General features: G+C 63.4%; 25 protein-coding genes. 22 read left to right on the top strand and 3 right to left on the bottom strand.

The annotated features are described in order from the left end of the window. Positions 1-41: 41 nt before the first annotated feature. Together HL657_RS12840 and HL657_RS12835 are read right to left on the bottom strand one after the other, a co-directional pair. On the bottom strand, positions 42-269 hold the full coding sequence (locus HL657_RS12840; RefSeq protein ID WP_048114155.1) for a type II toxin-antitoxin system HicA family toxin: 228 nt from the start codon (positions 267-269) through the stop codon (positions 42-44). After that, positions 266-469 (bottom strand): type II toxin-antitoxin system HicB family antitoxin, encoded by a 204-nt coding sequence (locus tag HL657_RS12835; protein ID WP_317297207.1) that lies wholly within the window; start codon positions 467-469, stop codon positions 266-268. The genes HL657_RS12840 and HL657_RS12835 overlap by 4 nt, the downstream gene beginning before the upstream one ends. Positions 470-572: 103 nt before the next feature. On the opposite strand from HL657_RS12835, the gene HL657_RS12830 reads away from it, so the two are divergent. The 17 genes from HL657_RS12830 (at position 573) to HL657_RS12750 (ending at position 12,630) form a co-directional block, all read left to right on the top strand. Continuing rightward, on the top strand, positions 573-923 hold the full coding sequence (locus HL657_RS12830) for a hypothetical protein (protein WP_317297206.1): 351 nt from the start codon (positions 573-575) through the stop codon (positions 921-923). 156 nt (positions 924-1,079) lie between these two features. Continuing rightward, positions 1,080-1,295: a type II toxin-antitoxin system HicB family antitoxin gene (locus tag HL657_RS12825; RefSeq protein WP_048114158.1), complete on the top strand. Its 216-nt coding sequence runs from the start codon at positions 1,080-1,082 to the stop codon at positions 1,293-1,295. After that, positions 1,296-1,532 (top strand): type II toxin-antitoxin system HicA family toxin, encoded by a 237-nt coding sequence (locus tag HL657_RS12820; RefSeq protein ID WP_048114159.1) that lies wholly within the window; start codon positions 1,296-1,298, stop codon positions 1,530-1,532. Between the two features lie 66 nt (positions 1,533-1,598). Then, a complete protein-coding gene (locus HL657_RS12815; protein WP_317297205.1) occupies positions 1,599-1,952 on the top strand; it encodes a dihydroneopterin aldolase family protein in 354 nt (117 codons plus the stop codon). Beyond that, positions 1,924-2,754 (top strand): TatD family hydrolase, encoded by an 831-nt coding sequence (locus HL657_RS12810; protein WP_317297204.1) that lies wholly within the window; start codon positions 1,924-1,926, stop codon positions 2,752-2,754. The genes HL657_RS12815 and HL657_RS12810 overlap by 29 nt, the downstream gene beginning before the upstream one ends. Before the next feature lie 44 nt (positions 2,755-2,798). After that, positions 2,799-3,092, top strand: a complete 294-nt coding sequence (locus tag HL657_RS12805) for a DUF424 domain-containing protein (protein ID WP_317297203.1) — start codon at positions 2,799-2,801, stop codon at positions 3,090-3,092. 3 nt (positions 3,093-3,095) lie between these two features. Next, on the top strand, positions 3,096-4,139 hold the full coding sequence (locus tag HL657_RS12800; RefSeq protein WP_317297202.1) for a 60S ribosomal export protein NMD3: 1,044 nt from the start codon (positions 3,096-3,098) through the stop codon (positions 4,137-4,139). 8 nt (positions 4,140-4,147) lie between these two features. Further along, on the top strand, positions 4,148-5,017 hold the full coding sequence (locus HL657_RS12795) for a class I SAM-dependent methyltransferase (protein ID WP_317297201.1): 870 nt from the start codon (positions 4,148-4,150) through the stop codon (positions 5,015-5,017). Continuing rightward, positions 5,014-6,144 carry a bifunctional phosphopantothenoylcysteine decarboxylase/phosphopantothenate--cysteine ligase CoaBC gene (gene coaBC, locus HL657_RS12790; RefSeq protein WP_317297200.1) on the top strand — a complete coding sequence of 377 codons (1,131 nt, stop codon included), beginning with the start codon at positions 5,014-5,016 and terminating at the stop codon, positions 6,142-6,144. The genes HL657_RS12795 and coaBC overlap by 4 nt, the downstream gene beginning before the upstream one ends. After that, positions 6,126-6,968 (top strand): pantoate kinase, encoded by an 843-nt coding sequence (locus HL657_RS12785; protein ID WP_317297199.1) that lies wholly within the window; start codon positions 6,126-6,128, stop codon positions 6,966-6,968. The genes coaBC and HL657_RS12785 overlap by 19 nt, the downstream gene beginning before the upstream one ends. Further along, entirely contained in the window at positions 6,965-7,696 is a 732-nt protein-coding gene (locus HL657_RS12780) for a 4-phosphopantoate--beta-alanine ligase (protein WP_317297198.1), read from the top strand. Before HL657_RS12785 ends, HL657_RS12780 begins: the two co-directional genes overlap by 4 nt. Then, positions 7,683-8,693, top strand: a complete 1,011-nt coding sequence (locus tag HL657_RS12775; RefSeq protein ID WP_317297197.1) for an AAA family ATPase — start codon at positions 7,683-7,685, stop codon at positions 8,691-8,693. Before HL657_RS12780 ends, HL657_RS12775 begins: the two co-directional genes overlap by 14 nt. Further along, positions 8,668-9,384 carry a class I SAM-dependent methyltransferase gene (locus HL657_RS12770; RefSeq protein WP_317297196.1) on the top strand — a complete coding sequence of 239 codons (717 nt, stop codon included), beginning with the start codon at positions 8,668-8,670 and terminating at the stop codon, positions 9,382-9,384. The genes HL657_RS12775 and HL657_RS12770 overlap by 26 nt, the downstream gene beginning before the upstream one ends. 174 nt (positions 9,385-9,558) lie before the next feature. Further along, positions 9,559-10,107 carry a winged helix-turn-helix domain-containing protein gene (locus tag HL657_RS12765; protein ID WP_317297195.1) on the top strand — a complete coding sequence of 183 codons (549 nt, stop codon included), beginning with the start codon at positions 9,559-9,561 and terminating at the stop codon, positions 10,105-10,107. A 165-nt stretch (positions 10,108-10,272) separates the two neighbouring features. Further along, positions 10,273-11,520: a serpin family protein gene (locus HL657_RS12760; RefSeq protein WP_317297194.1), complete on the top strand. Its 1,248-nt coding sequence runs from the start codon at positions 10,273-10,275 to the stop codon at positions 11,518-11,520. A 328-nt stretch (positions 11,521-11,848) separates the two neighbouring features. Next, entirely contained in the window at positions 11,849-12,124 is a 276-nt protein-coding gene (locus tag HL657_RS12755) for a hypothetical protein (protein WP_317297193.1), read from the top strand. After that, positions 12,124-12,630 carry a hypothetical protein gene (locus HL657_RS12750; protein WP_317297192.1) on the top strand — a complete coding sequence of 169 codons (507 nt, stop codon included), beginning with the start codon at positions 12,124-12,126 and terminating at the stop codon, positions 12,628-12,630. The genes HL657_RS12755 and HL657_RS12750 overlap by 1 nt, the downstream gene beginning before the upstream one ends. Positions 12,631-12,686: 56 nt before the next feature. Here HL657_RS12750 and HL657_RS12745 read toward each other — a convergent pair whose 3' ends face one another. Next, complete coding sequence (locus HL657_RS12745) at positions 12,687-14,015, bottom strand: AIR synthase-related protein (RefSeq protein ID WP_317297191.1); 1,329 nt, start codon at positions 14,013-14,015, stop codon at positions 12,687-12,689. Between the two features lie 86 nt (positions 14,016-14,101). On the opposite strand from HL657_RS12745, the gene thiD reads away from it, so the two are divergent. The 5 genes from thiD (at position 14,102) to HL657_RS12720 (ending at position 16,938) form a co-directional block, all read left to right on the top strand. Beyond that, positions 14,102-14,902, top strand: coding sequence for a bifunctional hydroxymethylpyrimidine kinase/phosphomethylpyrimidine kinase (gene thiD / locus HL657_RS12740; RefSeq protein WP_317297190.1), 801 nt, complete (start codon positions 14,102-14,104; stop codon positions 14,900-14,902). Between the two features lie 201 nt (positions 14,903-15,103). Further along, positions 15,104-15,535: an Lrp/AsnC family transcriptional regulator gene (locus HL657_RS12735; protein WP_317297189.1), complete on the top strand. Its 432-nt coding sequence runs from the start codon at positions 15,104-15,106 to the stop codon at positions 15,533-15,535. After that, entirely contained in the window at positions 15,532-15,819 is a 288-nt protein-coding gene (locus HL657_RS12730; protein ID WP_317297188.1) for a hypothetical protein, read from the top strand. Before HL657_RS12735 ends, HL657_RS12730 begins: the two co-directional genes overlap by 4 nt. A gap of 1 nt (position 15,820) precedes the next feature. Further along, positions 15,821-16,282 carry a hypothetical protein gene (locus HL657_RS12725; protein ID WP_317297187.1) on the top strand — a complete coding sequence of 154 codons (462 nt, stop codon included), beginning with the start codon at positions 15,821-15,823 and terminating at the stop codon, positions 16,280-16,282. A gap of 128 nt (positions 16,283-16,410) precedes the next feature. Further along, positions 16,411-16,938: a zinc ribbon domain-containing protein gene (locus HL657_RS12720; protein WP_317297186.1), complete on the top strand. Its 528-nt coding sequence runs from the start codon at positions 16,411-16,413 to the stop codon at positions 16,936-16,938. The last annotated feature ends 149 nt before the right edge of the window (positions 16,939-17,087 follow it).

The raw sequence follows: 17,087 nt of genomic DNA, 5'->3' as shown, positions 1-17,087 counted from the left end.
GTCAACGTAGCCCGCCGGAGTTGACGCTCACATGCACCGGCTCAGAGGAGATCGTTTAGATCTTCTACCGTCATATCGGCCTGTTTTAAAATGTGCGAAAGTGTTGAGCGCTTAAGCGGTTTGTGCATAGGGACTGTCAGTTTCAGTGTTTTAGCCGGCAGATGCTTATGCAGTCGAATGTGGCTGCCGCGCGTGCGGACGACAACCCACCCGTCTCTTTGAAGAGCGATGACGATCCTGTCGTAATCAAGAACAGGCACCTTGCTCATACGGCAATCTCAACCTGTTCGGCTGTTTCGCTACAAACGAGATCATCCTCAACGGTTTCAAGGTACAGCTCAATGGCTTCCCTGATGTTTTCCAATGCTTCGTCCCTCGTATCGCCTTCGCTGATACAGCCGGGCAGGCTTGGTACATAGACCGTATATCCCCCTTCCTCACTGGGTTCGAGCACTACACACAGTCTCATATCTTAACCTATCCAGCAGGCGTATACTTAATTGTAATACCTTACGACATTCCGCGGCATTGATTGAATCCGCCGGATCTGATCAAACTACTTCTGGTTCGCCGTGCTTACGACGATCCTCTTCACGTTCTTCGCGGAACCGAACGCAATGGGAGCATTCATAGTCAAATTCCCGCAGATGGTGCAGGTCTGGCTCAACGCCGGAATGCTGCCGGTCTTCATCATCCTCGGCTACCACCTGTTTGCCCGCGATACGATGCCTGAAGCGGAACGCCTTCAGGGCAGAGCGGGGCTTGCGGCCTCGGCCTCGGGTTTCCTCCTCTGGCTCGCGGTGCTGGCGGCTCTGGAGGTTCTGGGGGTTGCCGTGGCGTATCCCTATTATGTCGCCGGGGGCTACGCCGTCATGCTGATTCTCGGAGTGTTCTTCTGGAAAACCTGGAGCCGGGGAGTGTGAACCCGGCAACAGGAAGAAGCACTATCAATACCGAAAACGAAAGATGAATCAACAACCTTCGCCGGTGGAGAAGCCGGGCTAAAGTATATCGCCAGATGAGTTGAATATCACACTGATCGCCTCTACTCTGATTACATGCAGGAGAGATACGTGTCCATGAAAACCTTGAAAATCATCGTCGAGAAGCATCCTGACGGCTATGTCGCCTACCCCCTGGGTCTGAAGGGTGTCGTCGTTGCAGAGGGGGATACCTACGAAGAGGCGCTTGCCGAGGTGAAATCCGCCATACAGTTTCACATAGAGACCTTCGGGAACGATGCGTTCGAGAACAACGACATCATGGAGACCTTCGTCGCCGAAGTCGCTGTATAGATGAAGTTCCCGCACGATGCGCCCCAGCGGAAGGTGCTGAAAACGCTGGAGGCGCTCGGTTTTCAGATCGTCAGGACGGGCAACCATATCGCGCTTATCCGCAGCAATCCGGACGGCACAACGACGCCGCTCACGATGCCGAATCACCCCAAAATCAAAGGCCCGACCCTCCGAACCATCTGCACGCAGGCAGGTATCTCTCGAGAAGAGTTCTTGCGTGTTTATGAGCGCGTGTAAAACAGAACCCCTTCTTTCACCTCCGGGGCGCACCTTCTTACTCCCATACCCACAAACCTACTAACCATGATCACCGACCGCGAGAGAGCGGCCTTCGAAGCCGGGATCAAGCTCGGCGCCCTCTACCACCAGTTCGTCGGGACGCCGATCGCCCGCGAGACGGCCGCCGCCGTCGAGACCGCCATCGAGCAGGCCGTCGCACTGCAGCCCTACGTGACCGGCATCACCGTCCGGCTGAATCGCGATATGATGGTCTCGAACCGGTTCGGCTACTCGGAACTTGCCGGGAAGATGTTCGACGCCGAGATCACGACCGAGGTCGGGACGACCGTCTGCCGCGCCCGGCTGCACCTCGAGGACGACTACCCCATGATGGAGATCGTCGAGTTCCATGAAACTCCCCGCGATACCGATCACTGACGACCATATCCACATCGACCCGGTAAATGGCCGGGGCGTCGAGGCCGCGAAGGACTTCCGCCGCAGCGGAGGGACGCACATCTTCCTGGTCGCAAAGCCCTCCTGGTCGCTATCGGTCGAACCCTCCACCGGAGAAGACTACCGCGAGGTCTTCGATGCCACGCTCCGGGTGGCGGAGATGGTCCGCGAGACCGGGGTCGTCGTCTATCCGGTCCTCGGCGTCCACCCCGCAGAGATAGGCCGGCTCGCGGAACGGATGACTCTGGACGAGGCCGCCGGTGTCATGATGGCCGGGCTCGACCTTGCGGCCCGCTACGTCGAGGACGGGCGGGCCGTCGCCCTTAAGAGCGGCCGGCCCCACTACGAGGTCGCGCCGGAGGTGCTCAGCGCCTCGAACGCGGTCCTCTTCCACGCCCTCGAACTCGGGGCCGACCGCGGCTGCGCCGTCCAGCTCCACGCCGAGAGCGGGCCGTGCGCCGACGTCGTCGATATGGCACAGCGGGCCGGCATCCCGGTTGAGAAGGTCGTCAAGCACTTCGCGACGCCCGACACACCCCTTATGCCCTCGTTCATCGCGCGGCACGAGGAGATCCCCGCGCTCGCCCGGAGCGGCCGGCGGTTCACGATGGAGAGCGACTACATGGACGAGAACTCCCGGCCCGGCGCGGTCATCGGGCCGAAGTCGGTGCCGCGGTTCACGCGCCGGTACCTCGAAGAAGGGCTCATCACCGAAGAAGACGCCTGGCGCATTCATCAAAAGACCCCTTCGCGCACCTACGGCGTGGATATCGCGCTTCCTTAACGGAACTGCGCACCTTTTTGACGACTCCCGTCAAACGGTATGTGATGTACCTGAAAGTGCACCGCATACCGGGCGCCGGTGAAGTGGTGGCTGCCTGCGACGCTGAACTCATGGACGTCACCCTGATGCACGGAGACGTGGAGGTCTGCATCACCGGAGGCTTTTACGGCAACGAGCGCACCGACGAAGAGGACGTCCGGGGAGCGCTCGCGTGCGCGGAGAACGTCAACATTATCGGGAAGCGCGTCGTAGCCCTCGCCGTCGCCATGGGACTGATCACCGAGAAGGACTGCATCATGATCGGCGACGTGCCCCACGCCCAGATATTCAGGATCTGATCCATGACCATCCAGACGAGCATCTGCCCCCGTTGCGGGAAGCCGAGCGAGGAGGGACTCTGCCCAGAGTGCCGGGCCGCGGATGTGCGGCTGCTGACCTGCGAGCCGTACGTGACCGCCGTCTACTGTCCGGTCTGCGAGTCGCAGAAGCGCGGCAAGACCTGGTCGGACCTGCAGATGCCGCGCGAAGACCTCATCGCCGATCTGGCGGTATCGGTGACCGCCATCCACGAGGATGCGAAGGATATCCGGGTTACCGTCCGGGCCGAAGATATCGCACCAAACAGGACGGCCTGCACCGTCGAGGTGGAGGCGACCCTGTATGGGGTCCCGGTCCGGGAGACCTGCAGTACCGAGATCCGCTGGCAGAAGGAATCCTGCGACCGGTGCAGCCGCATCTCGGGCGGCTACTACGAGGGGATCGTCCAGGTGCGGGCGACCGGCAGGAAGATCAACGCTTACGAGCGCGAAGTCGCCGCGACGATCGCGGAGCAGGCCGAAGAGTCGCTCCAGCAGTCGGGCGACCGGTTCTCGTTCATATCGGAACTCGAGGACACAAAGGACGGCGTCGATATCACGGTCGGGACGCAGCACCTCGGCCAGGAGATCGCGAGGGCGATCACGGGGACGCTCGGCGGGCGGTTTACGACCCATCCGAAGCTGGTCGGTGAGAAGGACGGAAAAGCGCTCTACCGGATCACCTACTCCATCCGGTTGCCGTTCTACCAGAAAGGCGACGTGGTGGTCTCCCGGGGCAATTACTTCGAGGTGCGCGATATCGACGGGCAGCGCCTCCGTGTCTTCGATCTCGCGGCCGGCGTTGCCCGGACGCTTCCCGAGGGGGAGGTCGAGCGCCTTATCGGGAACGTCCGCGAGGCCGAATCCGCGCTCGTCGTCTTCACGCAGCCGAACCTGGTGGGGTTGATGGACCCGAAGACCTACCGGACGCGGGAGCTCGACCCGGTGCCCTGGACGTTCCCGGTGGAGGGGCAGCCGATCCGGGTGCTCCGCGACGAGGAGCAGGACCGCCTGGTCATCGTCGGGTGAGTTCTGCCATGCGTGCGCGGAAGGTGCCGGCGGCCGCTCTCGCCGATATCGCGGACGCGGAGTGGGTGGATACCTCCCGCCGGCCGTATGTCGAGGGCGGCACCGCCTGGGTTCCGGTCAGGGAGGGCTATTTTGCCGACGCAGATCTCCCCGAGCGGGAGATCTACCGGGGCCGGGGCTACCACCTCGTCGGCGATGTCGCGGTCATCCGCGGCGACGCGCCGACGGATGAGGAACTCGCCGCAATCGTTGAGCACTGCCGTCCCCGGGGCGTCGTCCGGGTGAAGGGGTTTTCAAGCGAGATGCGTATCCCCCAGGTTGAGATCCTCTACGGCACCGCCGGCGAGGTGCGGCACCGCGAACAGGGCTGCACCTTCTTCCTCGACCCGACACGGGTGATGTTTGCGAAAGGAAACCGCGACGAGAAGGCGAGGATTGCCGCCCTCGTCCGGCCCGGCGAGCGGATCGCGGATATGTTCGCCGGGATCGGCTACTTCACCATACCGGCGGCCATGAGCGGTGCACGGGTCCACGCGATGGAGATCAACCCGATAGCCTTTGAATACCTGAAACGAAACATTATGGCAAATCACGTGGCAGACCGGGCCACACCGGAACTCGGCGACTGCCGGGACCTCCTTGCCGGGGTCTACGACCGGGTCCTGATGGGGCATTTCGACGCACCATCGATGCTCGCCGACGCCCTCGCCCACGTCCGGGGCGGGAGCGTGCTCCACGTCCACAGCATCGGGGACGTGAGCGAGACGATCAAAAAAGAGGTTGCGGGCGCCGGGTTTTCGGTGGCGGTAGCCTCCCGCCGGGTGAAGAAGTACGGTCCGCACGCGTGGCACATGGTGCAGGATGTGACGATATCGTGAAGACGCTTTCGGGAAAGACGGTGGTGCTTGCCGTGACGGGGAGCATCGCGGCCGTGGAGACGGTGAAACTCGCGCACGCCCTGCGCCGCAGGGGCGCGACGGTGCAGGCGGTGATGACCACAGCAGCAGCCGGGATCGTCCACCCCGACGCCCTGACCTACGCGACGGGGCGGCCGGCAATCACCCGGATCACCGGCCTGGTTGAGCACGTCCTCTACTGCGGTGAGGGCGGGGAGGCGGATCTCCTTCTCATCGCGCCCGCTACAGCGAATACCATCGGAAAGATCGCCTGCGGGATCGACGACACCCCGGTCACGACCTTCGCCACGACGGCGCTCGGCCGGGGGATGCCGGTGGTGGTCGTTCCGGCGATGCACGAGAGCATGTACCGCCACCCTGGGGTCGCGGAGAACCTCCGACGGCTCCGCTCCTGGGGCATCGACGTCGTCGATCCCCGGATCGAGGAAGGAAAGGCGAAGATCGCCGATACCGATACGATCGTCCTCCACGCCGAACGGGCGGTCCTGGGCCGGCCGCTCGCGGGGAAGCGGGTGCTGATCACGAGCGGCGCGTGCGCGGAGCCCCTCGACGACGTCAGGGTTCTCACCACCCGGTCGACCGGGCGGATGGGAAGATCGCTCGCGCTCGAGGCCTTCCGGCTCGGGGCCGATGTGACGGTGGTGCACGCGGGGTCGATCCCCTGCGTCAGAAACGTCCGTGCCACGACCGCGGCCGGGATGCGCTCGGCGGTTCTCTCGGTCTGCCGCGACGAGGGGATCGACATCTACGTCAGCGCAGCCGCGATATCGGACTTTGCCCCCGAACGGCACGAGGGGAAGATCCCGAGCGGTTCGCCCCTGACCGTCCGGCTCAACCCCCTGCCGAAGGTGATCGACGAGGTGGCGGCGGCATGCAGCCCCGTGACGGTGGCGTTCAAACTGGGCTGGGACGAAGAGGAACGGGCGAGAGCGATGCTTGAAGGGGGTGCGCGGATGGTCGTCGTGAACGCTCCCCCGGCGATGGGCGCGACGGAAGGATCGTTCCGGATCATGACCGCCGGCGGGACGCGGGACGTCGCCGGGAGCAAAGAGGAGGTCGCCAGGGCGATATGGTCCGGACTGCTGTAGCCTTCTCCCCCGGGCACATATCCGGCTACTTCAGGCGTGTGGAGGGGAGCGAGCCCTCGACCACCGGGAGCATCGGGGCCGGCGTGGTCATCAGTGAAGGGGTGCGCTCGACGGTTGAGGAGGCCCGCGAGACAAGCATCCGGGTGGTCCGGCAGGGCCACGCGACCGCCGGGTCGCCGCCGGTCGAGTACGCCCTCGAGCGGCTGGGAGTCGCCGCCCGCGTCACGACGGAGTGCCGGCTCCCCATCGGCGCCGGGTTCGGCCTCTCGGCGGCGGCGCTTCTTGCGACGCTCACGGCGGTGAACCACCTCTTCGATTTCGGCCTCTCCGCGGACGAAGTTGCCGCATATGCCCACGAGGCCGAGGTCCTCCACCGCACCGGGCTCGGGGACGTCGCCGCGAGCCGGGCCGGCGGGGTCGTCTGCCGGACGGGGGCGGGTATCCACGCGGAGATCACCCGCATTTACCCGGAGGAGCCCCTCTATGCCGTGAGCCTCGGGGCGCTCCCGACCGCCTCGGTCCTCTCGTCGGATGAGGCCATGGCCCGGATAGCCGCCGCCTACCCCGACCGTTGCCCCCGCGACCTCCCCGACTTCTGCCGGCTTTCGCGGGGGTTCGCCGAGAGAAGCGGGCTCGTCGCGCCGGAGGTGCGGCGGGTGCTCGATGCCTGCGACGCCGCAGGGGTCCCGGCGAGCATGACGATGCTTGGAAACGGCGTCTTTGCCTGCGGCAAGGCCGCGGAGCGGGTGCTCTCGGGGCTTGGAGAGGTCTACACCCTCCACGTCGCCCACCGCGGCGCATACCTGATCGAGGAGAAACCATGATCCCGAAAGACCATCCACGCTACCGCTCACTCGTCGCCCGCGAACGGCTGGCCCGGTGCGCCCGCGAGGGCATCGTCGCACTGGAGGGGCTCGCCGCCCACGGGCGCGGGGAGGCGTTCGACTACCTGATCGGCGAGAAGACGACCGGGAGCGCCGCTCTCGCCGAGCGGACGGCCGCGGCGATGCTTCTAGCCGCCCGGCACGCGGTGATATCGGTGAACGGGAACACCGCGGCGCTCGCGGCGGCGGAGATCGCGGCGCTCCAGCGGGCGAGCGGCGCCGACGTCGAGGTGAACCTCTTTCACCGGACGGAGGAGCGGATCGAGCGGATCAACCGGCTTCTTACGGAGCACGGCGTCAGGGTTCTTACGGGAACGCCGGAGCGGATCGTCCCGCTCTCGCACGACCGGGCGCTCTGCCTCCCGCAGGGTATCGGGGACGCCGACGTGGTGCTGGTGCCGCTCGAGGACGGGGACCGCTGCGCGGCGCTCCGGGAGATGGGCAAGACGGTCATCACCGTCGACTTAAACCCGCTCTCCCGGACCGCCCGCACGGCGAATCTCACGATCGTCGACGAGGTGACGCGCGCCCTCCCCGCGATCACCGCGGCGTGCGCCTCCCTCGAGCCCGGCGAGGGTGAACGCCTGATAGCGTCGCTTGACAATACCTATCTGCTCCGGGCGGCAATAGATGAGATGCGAGAGAGATTGAGCCATGCTCTGGAGTGAGGTCTACCGCCCGAAGGGCTGCGACGATATCATCGGACAGGACGAGGTCGTCCGCCACCTCATGTCGTTTGCGGACGCGCAGAGCGTGCCCCACCTGCTCATCTCCGGCCCGCACGGCACCGGGAAGACTGCGGCCGTCGAGTGCCTGGCGAGAAGGCTCTACGGCGAGACCTGGGAGGCGAACACGACCGTCTTTTCCGCCGCCGACCTCCTGGGGAGAGGGAGGAGCGCTCTTGAGACGGACGAGCGATTCAGCATGATCTACCGCAAAGACCGGAGCCTGATCGTCAACTTCAAGCAGATCGTGAAGTGGTACGCCTCGATGCGCCCGCTGGATGCCGACTTCAAACTGATGGTCTTTGAGGACGCCGAACACCTGACGTTCGAGGCGCAGCAGGCCCTGCGCCGGACGATGGAGCGATACAGCGCCACCTGCCGGTTCATCTTCGTCACCGTCCGTCCCTCAGGCATCATCCCCGCCATTGCATCGCGCTGCCTGCCGCTTTTCTTCGCCCCGATCGAGAGCGGTCTCGTCCGTGCCCGGCTCGAGGAGACCCTGGCCGCAGAGGGGGCCACGGTCCCAGACGACGACCTCGACCTGATCGTCCACGCCGCACAGGGCGATCTTAGGCGTGCAATCATGTACCTGCAGATCGCCGCGGGGTCGAAGAAGGATTTCGACCTCGCGGAGATCTCTCACTCCGAGACCGGAAACGTCGCCGCATCAGCGTTTGAAGCCCTCCGGGACGGCAACTTCGACGCCGCCCGCCGGATCGCCGAGTCGCTGATGATCGAGTACGGGCTCTCGGCGCGGGAGGTCGTCGGCGAACTCCGGCAGGTTGTCAGGCGCGAGTACAACCACCCGGCCCTTGCCGTCGCGCTCGCCGACGCGGACCACCGGCTCTGCCAGAACGCAAACGACTTTGTGCAGATCAATGCACTGCTAGCCCGGATCGCCCGGGAGGTGTTCAGTGAAGAAAGTACAGCAGCACTATGACGAGATCGCGGATATCTACGACGACCGCTACGACGGCAGCCGCGGGAAGTATTACCACAGGCATATCTCCGACCACGTAATGAGCGTGCTCCCGAGAAACGGGTTCCTCCTCGACGTCGGGTGCGGGACCGGGCTCTTCGTGCAACGCTACGTCGAGGAGGGCGGCCGGGCCTTCGGGCTCGATATCAGTCCGGGAATGGTCAGGCACGGACGGCAGCGGTGCCCGGAATGCGGGTTCTGCGTCGGGACCGCCGATGTCCTCCCGTTTAAGGACGCCACCTTCGACGCCCTTGCAAGCCTGCTCGCCTTCAGCTACGTCCCTGACCCGGAGGGGATGCTCCGGGAGTGCTACCGGGTCTTGAAGCCCGGCGGCCGGATCGCCGTCTGCACCTTATCAAGGACGGTCTTCACGAGCATCGTTCCTATCGTCTACCAGATGGGGGAGAAGGTCGGCTTAAAGAAAGTGGGCGTCGGGGACTTCGACGAGCGTTACTACACCAACGCCGAGATTGCCGGGCTCTTCGGCGAGGCCGGATTCGAGGATGTATCGGTCGGCCGCTGCTCGTTTGCGCACCTAAACCTTGCCGACCCGGTCTTCAACCTCGCACGGAAGGTAGAGCCGATCATCGAGGAGAAGCTGCCGTACCTGGCGTATAACGTCTGCGCGGCGGGGAAGAAACCGAAAAATTAGGTTACGCCTAACCCTGTGGCAGACCGGCACCCCGAACTGCCCGGCCGGCCGGTTGCCGCAGCAGGGGTGTCCCCCCGTTCCCCTCAGGGGAGAGGGCGAACGACCCGGCCGCATGGAAAAGCCGTGTGGACGATAACGGAATAGTTATATCACGCTTTCCCGAACAATTTTCCAATGGAGCCGGCCGATATCGTCCTGACGAAGGATACGTTCGAGGTCCTCGCGTCAGGGACCCGGCTTGATATTTTAAAGGCTCTGCATATACGCAGGATGACGATCACGGAACTTGCGGCCGACCTCGGCCTGGCAAAGTCCACGGTTCATCACCACCTGCAGAGACTGGCCGACGCCGGTTTTGTCGCCGCAGGCGACGACGGGCACGCCTGGGTGTACTACGCGCTCACGCCGGAGGGGCTGGCCCTCCTGCAGCCGCACGGCGGTGCCCGGATCCGGATTATCCTGGCTGCGGGACTGGCAAGCCTCGCCGGAGGGGTCTGTGCCCTCGCGGCCTTCCTGACCGCGCCGGTCCGGGAGGAGCCGGTGCCCCCGCTTGCGGGAGGGGGAGGCATCCCGGTCCCGGAGGGGGCTCCCGTGGAACTGCTCGTTGCCGGGATCGCGCTCGCGGTAATCGGGGGAGCCCTCATAACGTATGCCTGTGCCCGGTGGCGGAACAGACGTGCGGCGGCGCAGCACCTCGATCCGGCGGGTGAAGAGGTTACGTGACCGCTATGGTTTTTGAACCTGTTCGACCGGTATCGAACGCTTTCGCCGGTATTATCGTCTTCTCGAAGAGAGAATCCCTGTGGCTATCCGGAAGGAGCTCGGTGACGGCGGGAATCCCGCAGGTACCGGGCTCCCCTCCCCGGACACGACCCATAGGAGAGAACGATGAAAGGGCTGATATTCTCCGGAATAGGCATCCTGGTTCTGGCGCTCATTCTTGCAGGACTGGCTGTCTGCGGGACCGCACCTCTGAACACGACCTCGGTCTCCGGTGAATCCGTAGCCGACGATAGTGTGGCGGCCGGGAACAACCGGTTCGCGTTCGACCTCTACCGGCGCCTCGCGGCCGAGCCGGCGCATGCGGGAGATAACCTCTTCTTCTCGCCCTACAGCATCTCCTCAGCCCTCGCGATCACCTGCGAGGGTGCCCGGGGCACGACCGCCGACGAGATCCGGTCGGTGCTGCACCTCCCAACAAACGAGACCCTCCGGCGGGAGGGATTTGCCGACCTCAATGCCGCCCTGAATAGCGGAAGCGCCAACTACACCCTCCGCACGGCAAACGCCCTCTGGGCTGAGGAGACCTATTCGTTCCTCCCGGAGTACATCGGCGCGGCCGCCCGCTGGTACGGGGCGAACGTCACGAACCTCGACTTCATCAGTGACCCCGGGGGGTCGCGGGAGACGATCAACAGGTGGGTGGAGGGAGAGACCGAAGAGAAGATCCGCGACCTCCTGCCGCCCGGCTCGATCGACCCGCTGACCCGGCTCGTGATCACGAACGCGATCTACTTCAAAGGCACCTGGGTCGAACAGTTCGACGCGAACGAGACGACAAAAGAGGAGTTCCGGGTCGGACCGGACGAGACGGCGACTGTCGCGATGATGCACGGGAACGCCGTCTACCCGTACGCAGAGACCGAGGCCCTCCAGGTGCTCGAGATGCCGTACGCGCACGGGAACGAGACCGAACTCGCGATGCTCGTCCTCCTGCCGAAGGACGACACCCTGACGGCTGCGGAGGAGGCCCTGGACGCGGAGAGGCTTGCCGGCCTGCGGGAGTCCCTGGTCTCGCAGAACGTCAGGGTCTTCTTCCCGAAGTTCACGCTTGATGCGGAATACAGCCTCCCCCCGGCGCTCGCGGCGATGGGGATGCCCACGGCGTTTACCGACGACGCCGATCTCTCGGGGATGGACGGCACGAAAGACCTCTTCGTCACCGGGGTCTTCCACAAGGCGTTCATCGACGTGAACGAGGAGGGTACCGAGGCCGCGGCAGCGACCGGCGTTGTGGTGGGGGGAGGTGTGGCACCCATCTTCCGTGCGGACCACCCGTTTGTCTTCCTCATCACTGAGAAGGATTCAGGCACGATCCTCTTCATGGGGAGGGTCGTCAACCCCGAAGGCACGTGAAGGGGGCTGTTCTCTCCCCTACTAGGGGCGGCAGGGTGCCCTCCCATCCGCAGTCTCGATGCCCATCGCACTCGCCCACCTGCATACTCCTGCAGGAGACAGGAGAAAAGAGCAGGTTAACGACTACGAGGGCGTTGCCGAGAACGCCACCCTGATAGCAGGCGCGGGGAACGCCATCTCCTCTGACTGCGGATACCGATACCGCCGACCTCGTCGTGCGCGTCTGATAAGATGATGACAGATAATGTGATCTGGATGTGGCAACCATGTCACCATCAAACTTATCCCTGAAAAACCCAATATCCCAATTACGCAGAGGTGTAACGTCATGCTGGTCACATTTGAAGTAACGTATGCCGAAGGATGGTGGAGCGCCAGCGCACATGCACCTGAAAATGCCATCTTTACCCAGGGCAAAAGCATCGGAGAACTCATCGACAACATCCTGGAAGCAACATCGCTCCATTACACGGAAGAACTCGAAGCGGGAGAACGGATCACCGTTGTAACCAGGTATACATCAGAGACCCACGAACAGGAGAGCCCAATCCCGTCAAATTTCGAATACAAGGTCGATATCATTGCCGCGACACCCGGTTGTTAGTGGTTTCAAGACTATCAAAGTCCTTGAAAAACTTGGATTTTCTTTTCTCCGGCAGGTCGGGAGTCACGTCTAGATGCGCAAAGTTGTTGGGGGTGAACTACCCCGCCCTGAAGGGCGCGGCTTCCTGCTTCATCGAACTTGCCTCGAAAAGGGCTTACGCGATCTCCACAGGCGTTGATTATTCTGTTTGGGCAGTCCCTGCCCTACAGCAAATTGTACATTCCGGTTGCTTGGTTCTCGCAACACAGATATTGTCTATTAGCAGAAATGAGAAGAAAAAACTATCGTCTCGAAACGTATTTCAGGAAGGGCGGCTCTGCTTCCATCCCCACCCTGAAGGGTGGGGTCTTCCCGCTCCGCCCCCTTCACCCCCGCAAGATAAACGACTTCGGGTTACCATACCCCTTCACGACGAACTTAATGTAGCTACACTGAACGCAATCGTCACCGACATCGCAGAATTTGAGGGCATGACGAAAGAGCAGATATACGATCTCTTACGATAACCCTCTTCTTAAGGCAACAGATATCCTTCCGCCAATCGAGAATGCATCCGATCTCCTCACGAAGACCGGAGCCGGGAGAGGATCCGGAGCTTCTTTTCAAGCGCCGCTTCCGCCGCCCGCTCGACCCCGGCCTTCATCTCCTCGAAGTCCCGTTTGTCCTCGTCCACGACCTTCTTGACCGGGGTGTATGCCGATTCCCGGAACCGGGGGGTGAAGTCCCGGATCTCGCCGCCGACCGAGAGGACCGATTCAGGCGTTCCTTCCTCGACGTAGCCGACCTCTTTCATCGCGACGCCGGCGGACTCCACGACCCGCCGGATCTCCGGCGCAGCCTCGGGCGGCGCGACGACCAGGAGGGCGTCGAGCGAGACGCCGAGGTAGTCGATCTCGAGCGCGTCGAGCATCTCGAGGACCTTCGGCTGGACGAGGGTGCGGAGGTCGTCCTCGACGACGACGATCCGGCAGCCGGCGGTCTCGGCCATCTCGTAGGCGTCGCCCCGGAGGCCGCCGTTCGTGACGTCGGTCATGGCATGAATGCCGTCAAGGACGTCGCTTGCAAGCAGCGCCTCGCAGGCCTTGAGGAAGTGGAGGTTGATCGTCTCCTCGACGACCTCGGGGAACCCGGAGTAGATCGCGGCGGTGGCGATCGTCCCGCCGCCCGCCCCTTCGGTCATGAGAAGGACGTCGCCGGGACTGATCGATTTCCTGGCGGTGAGGTGCCGGGCGACCCCGACGGCGCCGACGCAGCCGGTCATCCGGGAGCCGAGCACCATGTCCCCGCCGATGCGGAGGGTGGAGCCGGTGACGAGCGGGACGTCCATCGCCTCGCCGACGGCGGAGACCCCTGCCGTGTAGTCGAAAATCTTTGCAACGTCGCCGTCGTCGGCGACGTGGATATCGGAGAGAAGGGCGACGGGTTTTGCGCCCATGACGTAGACGTCACGGAGCGTCGCCCGGGTGACGTGGAACCCGGCAAGGAAAGGGAAGTCGGAGAGGCGTGAGTGCATCCCGTCGACGGTGGTGATGATGTAGTCCCCGCCGGCACGGACGGCGCCGGCGTCGTCCATCTCGTCGACGCCGACCGCGGCTTCCGTCCGGCCGATGATCCGGGCGAGCTGGCGGTGGGCGAAGAAGTCGCCGGATCCCCGCGAGCCGACGCCGAACTCGCCCATGCTTGAGCCCGAAGGTTCGAAGGCGAAGAGGTCGCCGGAGAGCCCGGTCGAGTTCTTCGCTTCAGCGAGGACCGCCCGGGCAAATGCCTCGGCGTAGGCGGGGGTTACGCGGTGGTGCTTGATCGAGAGGATGTCCCGGGAAAGAAGGCGCACGATCTCGTCGTCAGGGGTGCCGGCGGCGAGGTGCCGGCGGCTGATCTCTTCTACATCCATTGTAAGAGTGGTCGATGCAGAACGAGATAAAGGGAATGGCGGGAGGCAGGCAAAGATTCAAGCAGATACCGGGCGATACCTGATGGATGAGGGATGGAGAGATGATCGCCGCCTGCTCCGTCGCCGGTTCCGACTCGGGGGGAGGGGCGGGCATCCAGGCGGACTTGAAGACGTTTACGGCGCTCGAGGTATTCGGGCTGACGGTCATTACGGCGGTCACGGCCCAGAACACCCGCGAGGTGCGGGGGACCTGGATGCTCCCGCCCGAGGCGGTGCGGGCGCAGATGGAAGCGGTCGCGGACGACTTCTTCATCGGGGCGTGGAAGACCGGAATGCTCGGGAACGCTGCAAACGTCCGGGCCGTCGCCGAGGTCCTGCCGGAAGGGGCCGCGCTCGTCATCGACCCGGTGATGGTCTCGACGTCGGGCCACCGGCTGCTTGCGGAGGATGCCGTCAGGGATCTCGCGGAACTCCTCATTCCCCGGGCGGCGGTCGTCACTCCAAACATCCCGGAGGCCGAGGTGCTCAGCCGGATGCGGGTTGAGACCGTCGAGGATATGGCTGAGGCGGGCCGGCGGGTCCTCGACCTCGGCGCCCGTGCCGTGGTGGTGAAGGGCGGGCACCTCTCCGGCGGCGAGGCGGTCGACCTCCTGGTCGACCGGGACGGGGAGATGCGACTCTCCGGTGAGCGATACCCCTATTCCGTGCACGGATCGGGCTGCTGCTTCTCCGCGGCGCTCACGGCATACCTTGCCCGGGGAATGCCTGCGCGCCGGGCGTTCGCCGCGGCAAGGGAGTTCATCGATACGGCCATCAGGGAAGCGGCGGGAGGTCCCGGACCTGTGAGGATCGTCAACCCCGGGGGAACAATCCTTCGCCGGCGCTGAAATAATTATTCCTCGTAAAGACGGCATTGTGAGGATTGTTTCCAAATTTTTCGGCATATTTCCGTTTATTTATTGTCAGACAAAATTGCGATAAATATCCAATAAAGCTGGCAATATTCACCAGAAATGAAAAAAAAACCAATTCATGATATAAAACAAATACGGAATTTTAATAACCAAGTGTTTGTAATTATTGATAGAATGGATGAGATCGACGATGCGATCCTGCGGGAGCTGCAGAGAGACGGGCGAATGTCCATGGCAGAGCTCGGTTCGATGCTGGGCATCGCACCGTCGACGGTTTTCAAGAGGATCGAGAAGCTGAAAAACGCCGGCATCCTCGAGCGGTTTACGATCGTCATCAACCAGAAGTGTTTCGAGCATACCCTGGTCGCTTTCTTAAACGTCAGAGTCCACCCGGAGGGGAAACCGGAGATCGAGGAGTTCATGCAGGACCTCCCGTGCATCCTTGAACTCTACGAGGTGCTCGAGCCGGGAGACTTCTTCGTCAAGGTCCGGGTGCAGAACATATCCGAGCTGAAGCGGAGCGTGCTCGTTCCCCTCTCAGGCCTTCCCGGAGTGAGGGATATCCAGACGATCATCTCGGTGAGGAAGATCAAGGAACAGACATGAACGGATTGCAGATTGAAACCATACAGCAGATGCTTGCGATTGTGACGCTGCTCCTCGGGGCGCTCCTTATCGGCGTCATCTACAATGCCTACCGGATTGTGAGACAGCCGACCCTGCTTCTCTTCGTCTACGGGCTTTTTACGCTGGTCGTGGGGATCACGTTTGCCGATCTTGTGAGCGTCCTCACGCCTGATGCGTTCATCATCGCCTGGTCGGCGGTATTTTCCCGTATCGTGGTGATCCTCGGCCTCTGCGTGATGGCCTACGGCATCCTGAGAGGGTAAGATGCGCACCGGTATCTCGTTTGCCCGGGACTGGCAGTTGATCAAGGTAGCCCGGTCTCTGCGGCGGCACGATGTCGCCGCTCCCCTCGTGCGGAGACTTCTTGCGGATGCTCCACCCGGCCTCACGGAGGAGATCACCGCCATCGCCGGGCGGCTCGGCGAGGAGAACGGAGCGGCGCTTCTTGCCCACACCGAGGAGCGGTTCGATCCGCCGACCCTGATGGAGGGGCTCCTCCTGACATGGGGGATCCCCTGCCTGTCCACGGACGAGGCCGAAAGCGAGGCCGTGACCATCACGATCGCCGGCGAAGGCGTGGCAGCGGCACTCCGGGAGACCTTTGCAGACATCCGGGTGGCCGTGCCCTACCTCACCGGCTACGTCCGGGCGCTCCAGGGAGACGCGGTGCTCGAGGCCGGCGACGGCGGCAGTATGACGATCCGGTTCCCGTCCCGCGGGAAGTAGGACGGCTTTCTTTTCGATCGGCCGCCAAAGATGCGGCCGCATCCTGTGCGGGGCCTTTTTGGGAACGTTTATCCCCGGTGCCGTCCGTTCATTCTTTTAAAGCACTTCACCGTGCGGAGGAGAACTGTATGGACGCGAACGGGATACGGACATGCCAGAGCTGCGGGATGCCGATGAGCGCAGAGGAGCATTTCGGGACGGAAGCGGACGGCGGGCTCTCGAGGGACTACTGCACCTACTGCTACCGGAATGGGGCTTTCACCGAGTCGAATATCACCATCGATGAGATGGCAAAGATCAGCGGGGCGATGATGTCGCAGCTCTACGCGATTCCCCTCGAGAGAGCGGAGAGTTTCTCAAAGGATCAGCTCTCGTGCCTGAAGCGGTGGGCCGGGAGGGAGATTCCCCTCTGCGAGAGCTGCGGGATGCCCCTCGCACGGGACGAGGACGCCGGGACGGAGGCGGACGGGTCGCTCTCGCACGCGTACTGCACCTACTGCTACCGGGACGGGAGGTTCACCGAGCCCGACCTTACCCGGGAGCAGGCGGTCGAGAAGTACGCGCCGATGATGGCCTCGCACCTCGGGATGCCGGCCGAGAGAGCAACGGAGATGGTGCGGCAGTACCTCTCGACGCTGCCGAGGTGGCGGGAGTAAGGACCTGACCGTGGAGAGCGAGTGCTGTGTTGCATAATCCCTATGATGCTTGTCCTCCTGCCAGAGCCAGCATTCTATTATAGCAGTTCACCTTCATCCGGATTTCACGAAACATGCCCTCCTGAGATGTCGCCTGTACTCCTTCCCCG

Source organism: Methanoculleus nereidis (assembly GCF_032944295.1).
In the GTDB taxonomy this organism is placed as follows: Archaea; Halobacteriota; Methanomicrobia; order Methanomicrobiales; family Methanoculleaceae; genus Methanoculleus; species Methanoculleus nereidis.
The sequence above is the reverse complement of the archived record's forward strand: the minus strand, read 5'-3'. Positions and strand labels throughout refer to the sequence as shown.

What these genes read in the sequence shown, in the direction of transcription:
- HL657_RS12720 (WP_317297186.1), top strand. Translation starts at nt 16,411, where the DNA reads ATGGACGCGAACGGGATACGGACATGCCAGAGCTGCGGGATGCCGATG.
- thiD (WP_317297190.1), top strand. Translation starts at nt 14,102, where the DNA reads ATGAGGGATGGAGAGATGATCGCCGCCTGCTCCGTCGCCGGTTCCGAC.
- HL657_RS12820 (WP_048114159.1), top strand. Translation starts at nt 1,296, where the DNA reads ATGAAGTTCCCGCACGATGCGCCCCAGCGGAAGGTGCTGAAAACGCTG.
- HL657_RS12795 (WP_317297201.1), top strand. Translation starts at nt 4,148, where the DNA reads ATGCGTGCGCGGAAGGTGCCGGCGGCCGCTCTCGCCGATATCGCGGAC.
- HL657_RS12810 (WP_317297204.1), top strand. Translation starts at nt 1,924, where the DNA reads ATGAAACTCCCCGCGATACCGATCACTGACGACCATATCCACATCGAC.
- HL657_RS12745 (WP_317297191.1), bottom strand. Translation starts at nt 14,015, where the DNA reads ATGGATGTAGAAGAGATCAGCCGCCGGCACCTCGCCGCCGGCACCCCT.
- HL657_RS12825 (WP_048114158.1), top strand. Translation starts at nt 1,080, where the DNA reads ATGAAAACCTTGAAAATCATCGTCGAGAAGCATCCTGACGGCTATGTC.
- HL657_RS12755 (WP_317297193.1), top strand. Translation starts at nt 11,849, where the DNA reads ATGCTGGTCACATTTGAAGTAACGTATGCCGAAGGATGGTGGAGCGCC.
- HL657_RS12800 (WP_317297202.1), top strand. Translation starts at nt 3,096, where the DNA reads ATGACCATCCAGACGAGCATCTGCCCCCGTTGCGGGAAGCCGAGCGAG.
- HL657_RS12780 (WP_317297198.1), top strand. Translation starts at nt 6,965, where the DNA reads ATGATCCCGAAAGACCATCCACGCTACCGCTCACTCGTCGCCCGCGAA.
- HL657_RS12765 (WP_317297195.1), top strand. Translation starts at nt 9,559, where the DNA reads ATGGAGCCGGCCGATATCGTCCTGACGAAGGATACGTTCGAGGTCCTC.
- HL657_RS12805 (WP_317297203.1), top strand. Translation starts at nt 2,799, where the DNA reads ATGTACCTGAAAGTGCACCGCATACCGGGCGCCGGTGAAGTGGTGGCT.
- HL657_RS12840 (WP_048114155.1), bottom strand. Translation starts at nt 269, where the DNA reads ATGAGCAAGGTGCCTGTTCTTGATTACGACAGGATCGTCATCGCTCTT.
- HL657_RS12785 (WP_317297199.1), top strand. Translation starts at nt 6,126, where the DNA reads ATGGTCCGGACTGCTGTAGCCTTCTCCCCCGGGCACATATCCGGCTAC.
- HL657_RS12730 (WP_317297188.1), top strand. Translation starts at nt 15,532, where the DNA reads ATGAACGGATTGCAGATTGAAACCATACAGCAGATGCTTGCGATTGTG.
- HL657_RS12735 (WP_317297189.1), top strand. Translation starts at nt 15,104, where the DNA reads ATGGATGAGATCGACGATGCGATCCTGCGGGAGCTGCAGAGAGACGGG.
- HL657_RS12815 (WP_317297205.1), top strand. Translation starts at nt 1,599, where the DNA reads ATGATCACCGACCGCGAGAGAGCGGCCTTCGAAGCCGGGATCAAGCTC.
- HL657_RS12775 (WP_317297197.1), top strand. Translation starts at nt 7,683, where the DNA reads ATGCTCTGGAGTGAGGTCTACCGCCCGAAGGGCTGCGACGATATCATC.
- HL657_RS12835 (WP_317297207.1), bottom strand. Translation starts at nt 469, where the DNA reads ATGAGACTGTGTGTAGTGCTCGAACCCAGTGAGGAAGGGGGATATACG.
- HL657_RS12760 (WP_317297194.1), top strand. Translation starts at nt 10,273, where the DNA reads ATGAAAGGGCTGATATTCTCCGGAATAGGCATCCTGGTTCTGGCGCTC.
- HL657_RS12725 (WP_317297187.1), top strand. Translation starts at nt 15,821, where the DNA reads ATGCGCACCGGTATCTCGTTTGCCCGGGACTGGCAGTTGATCAAGGTA.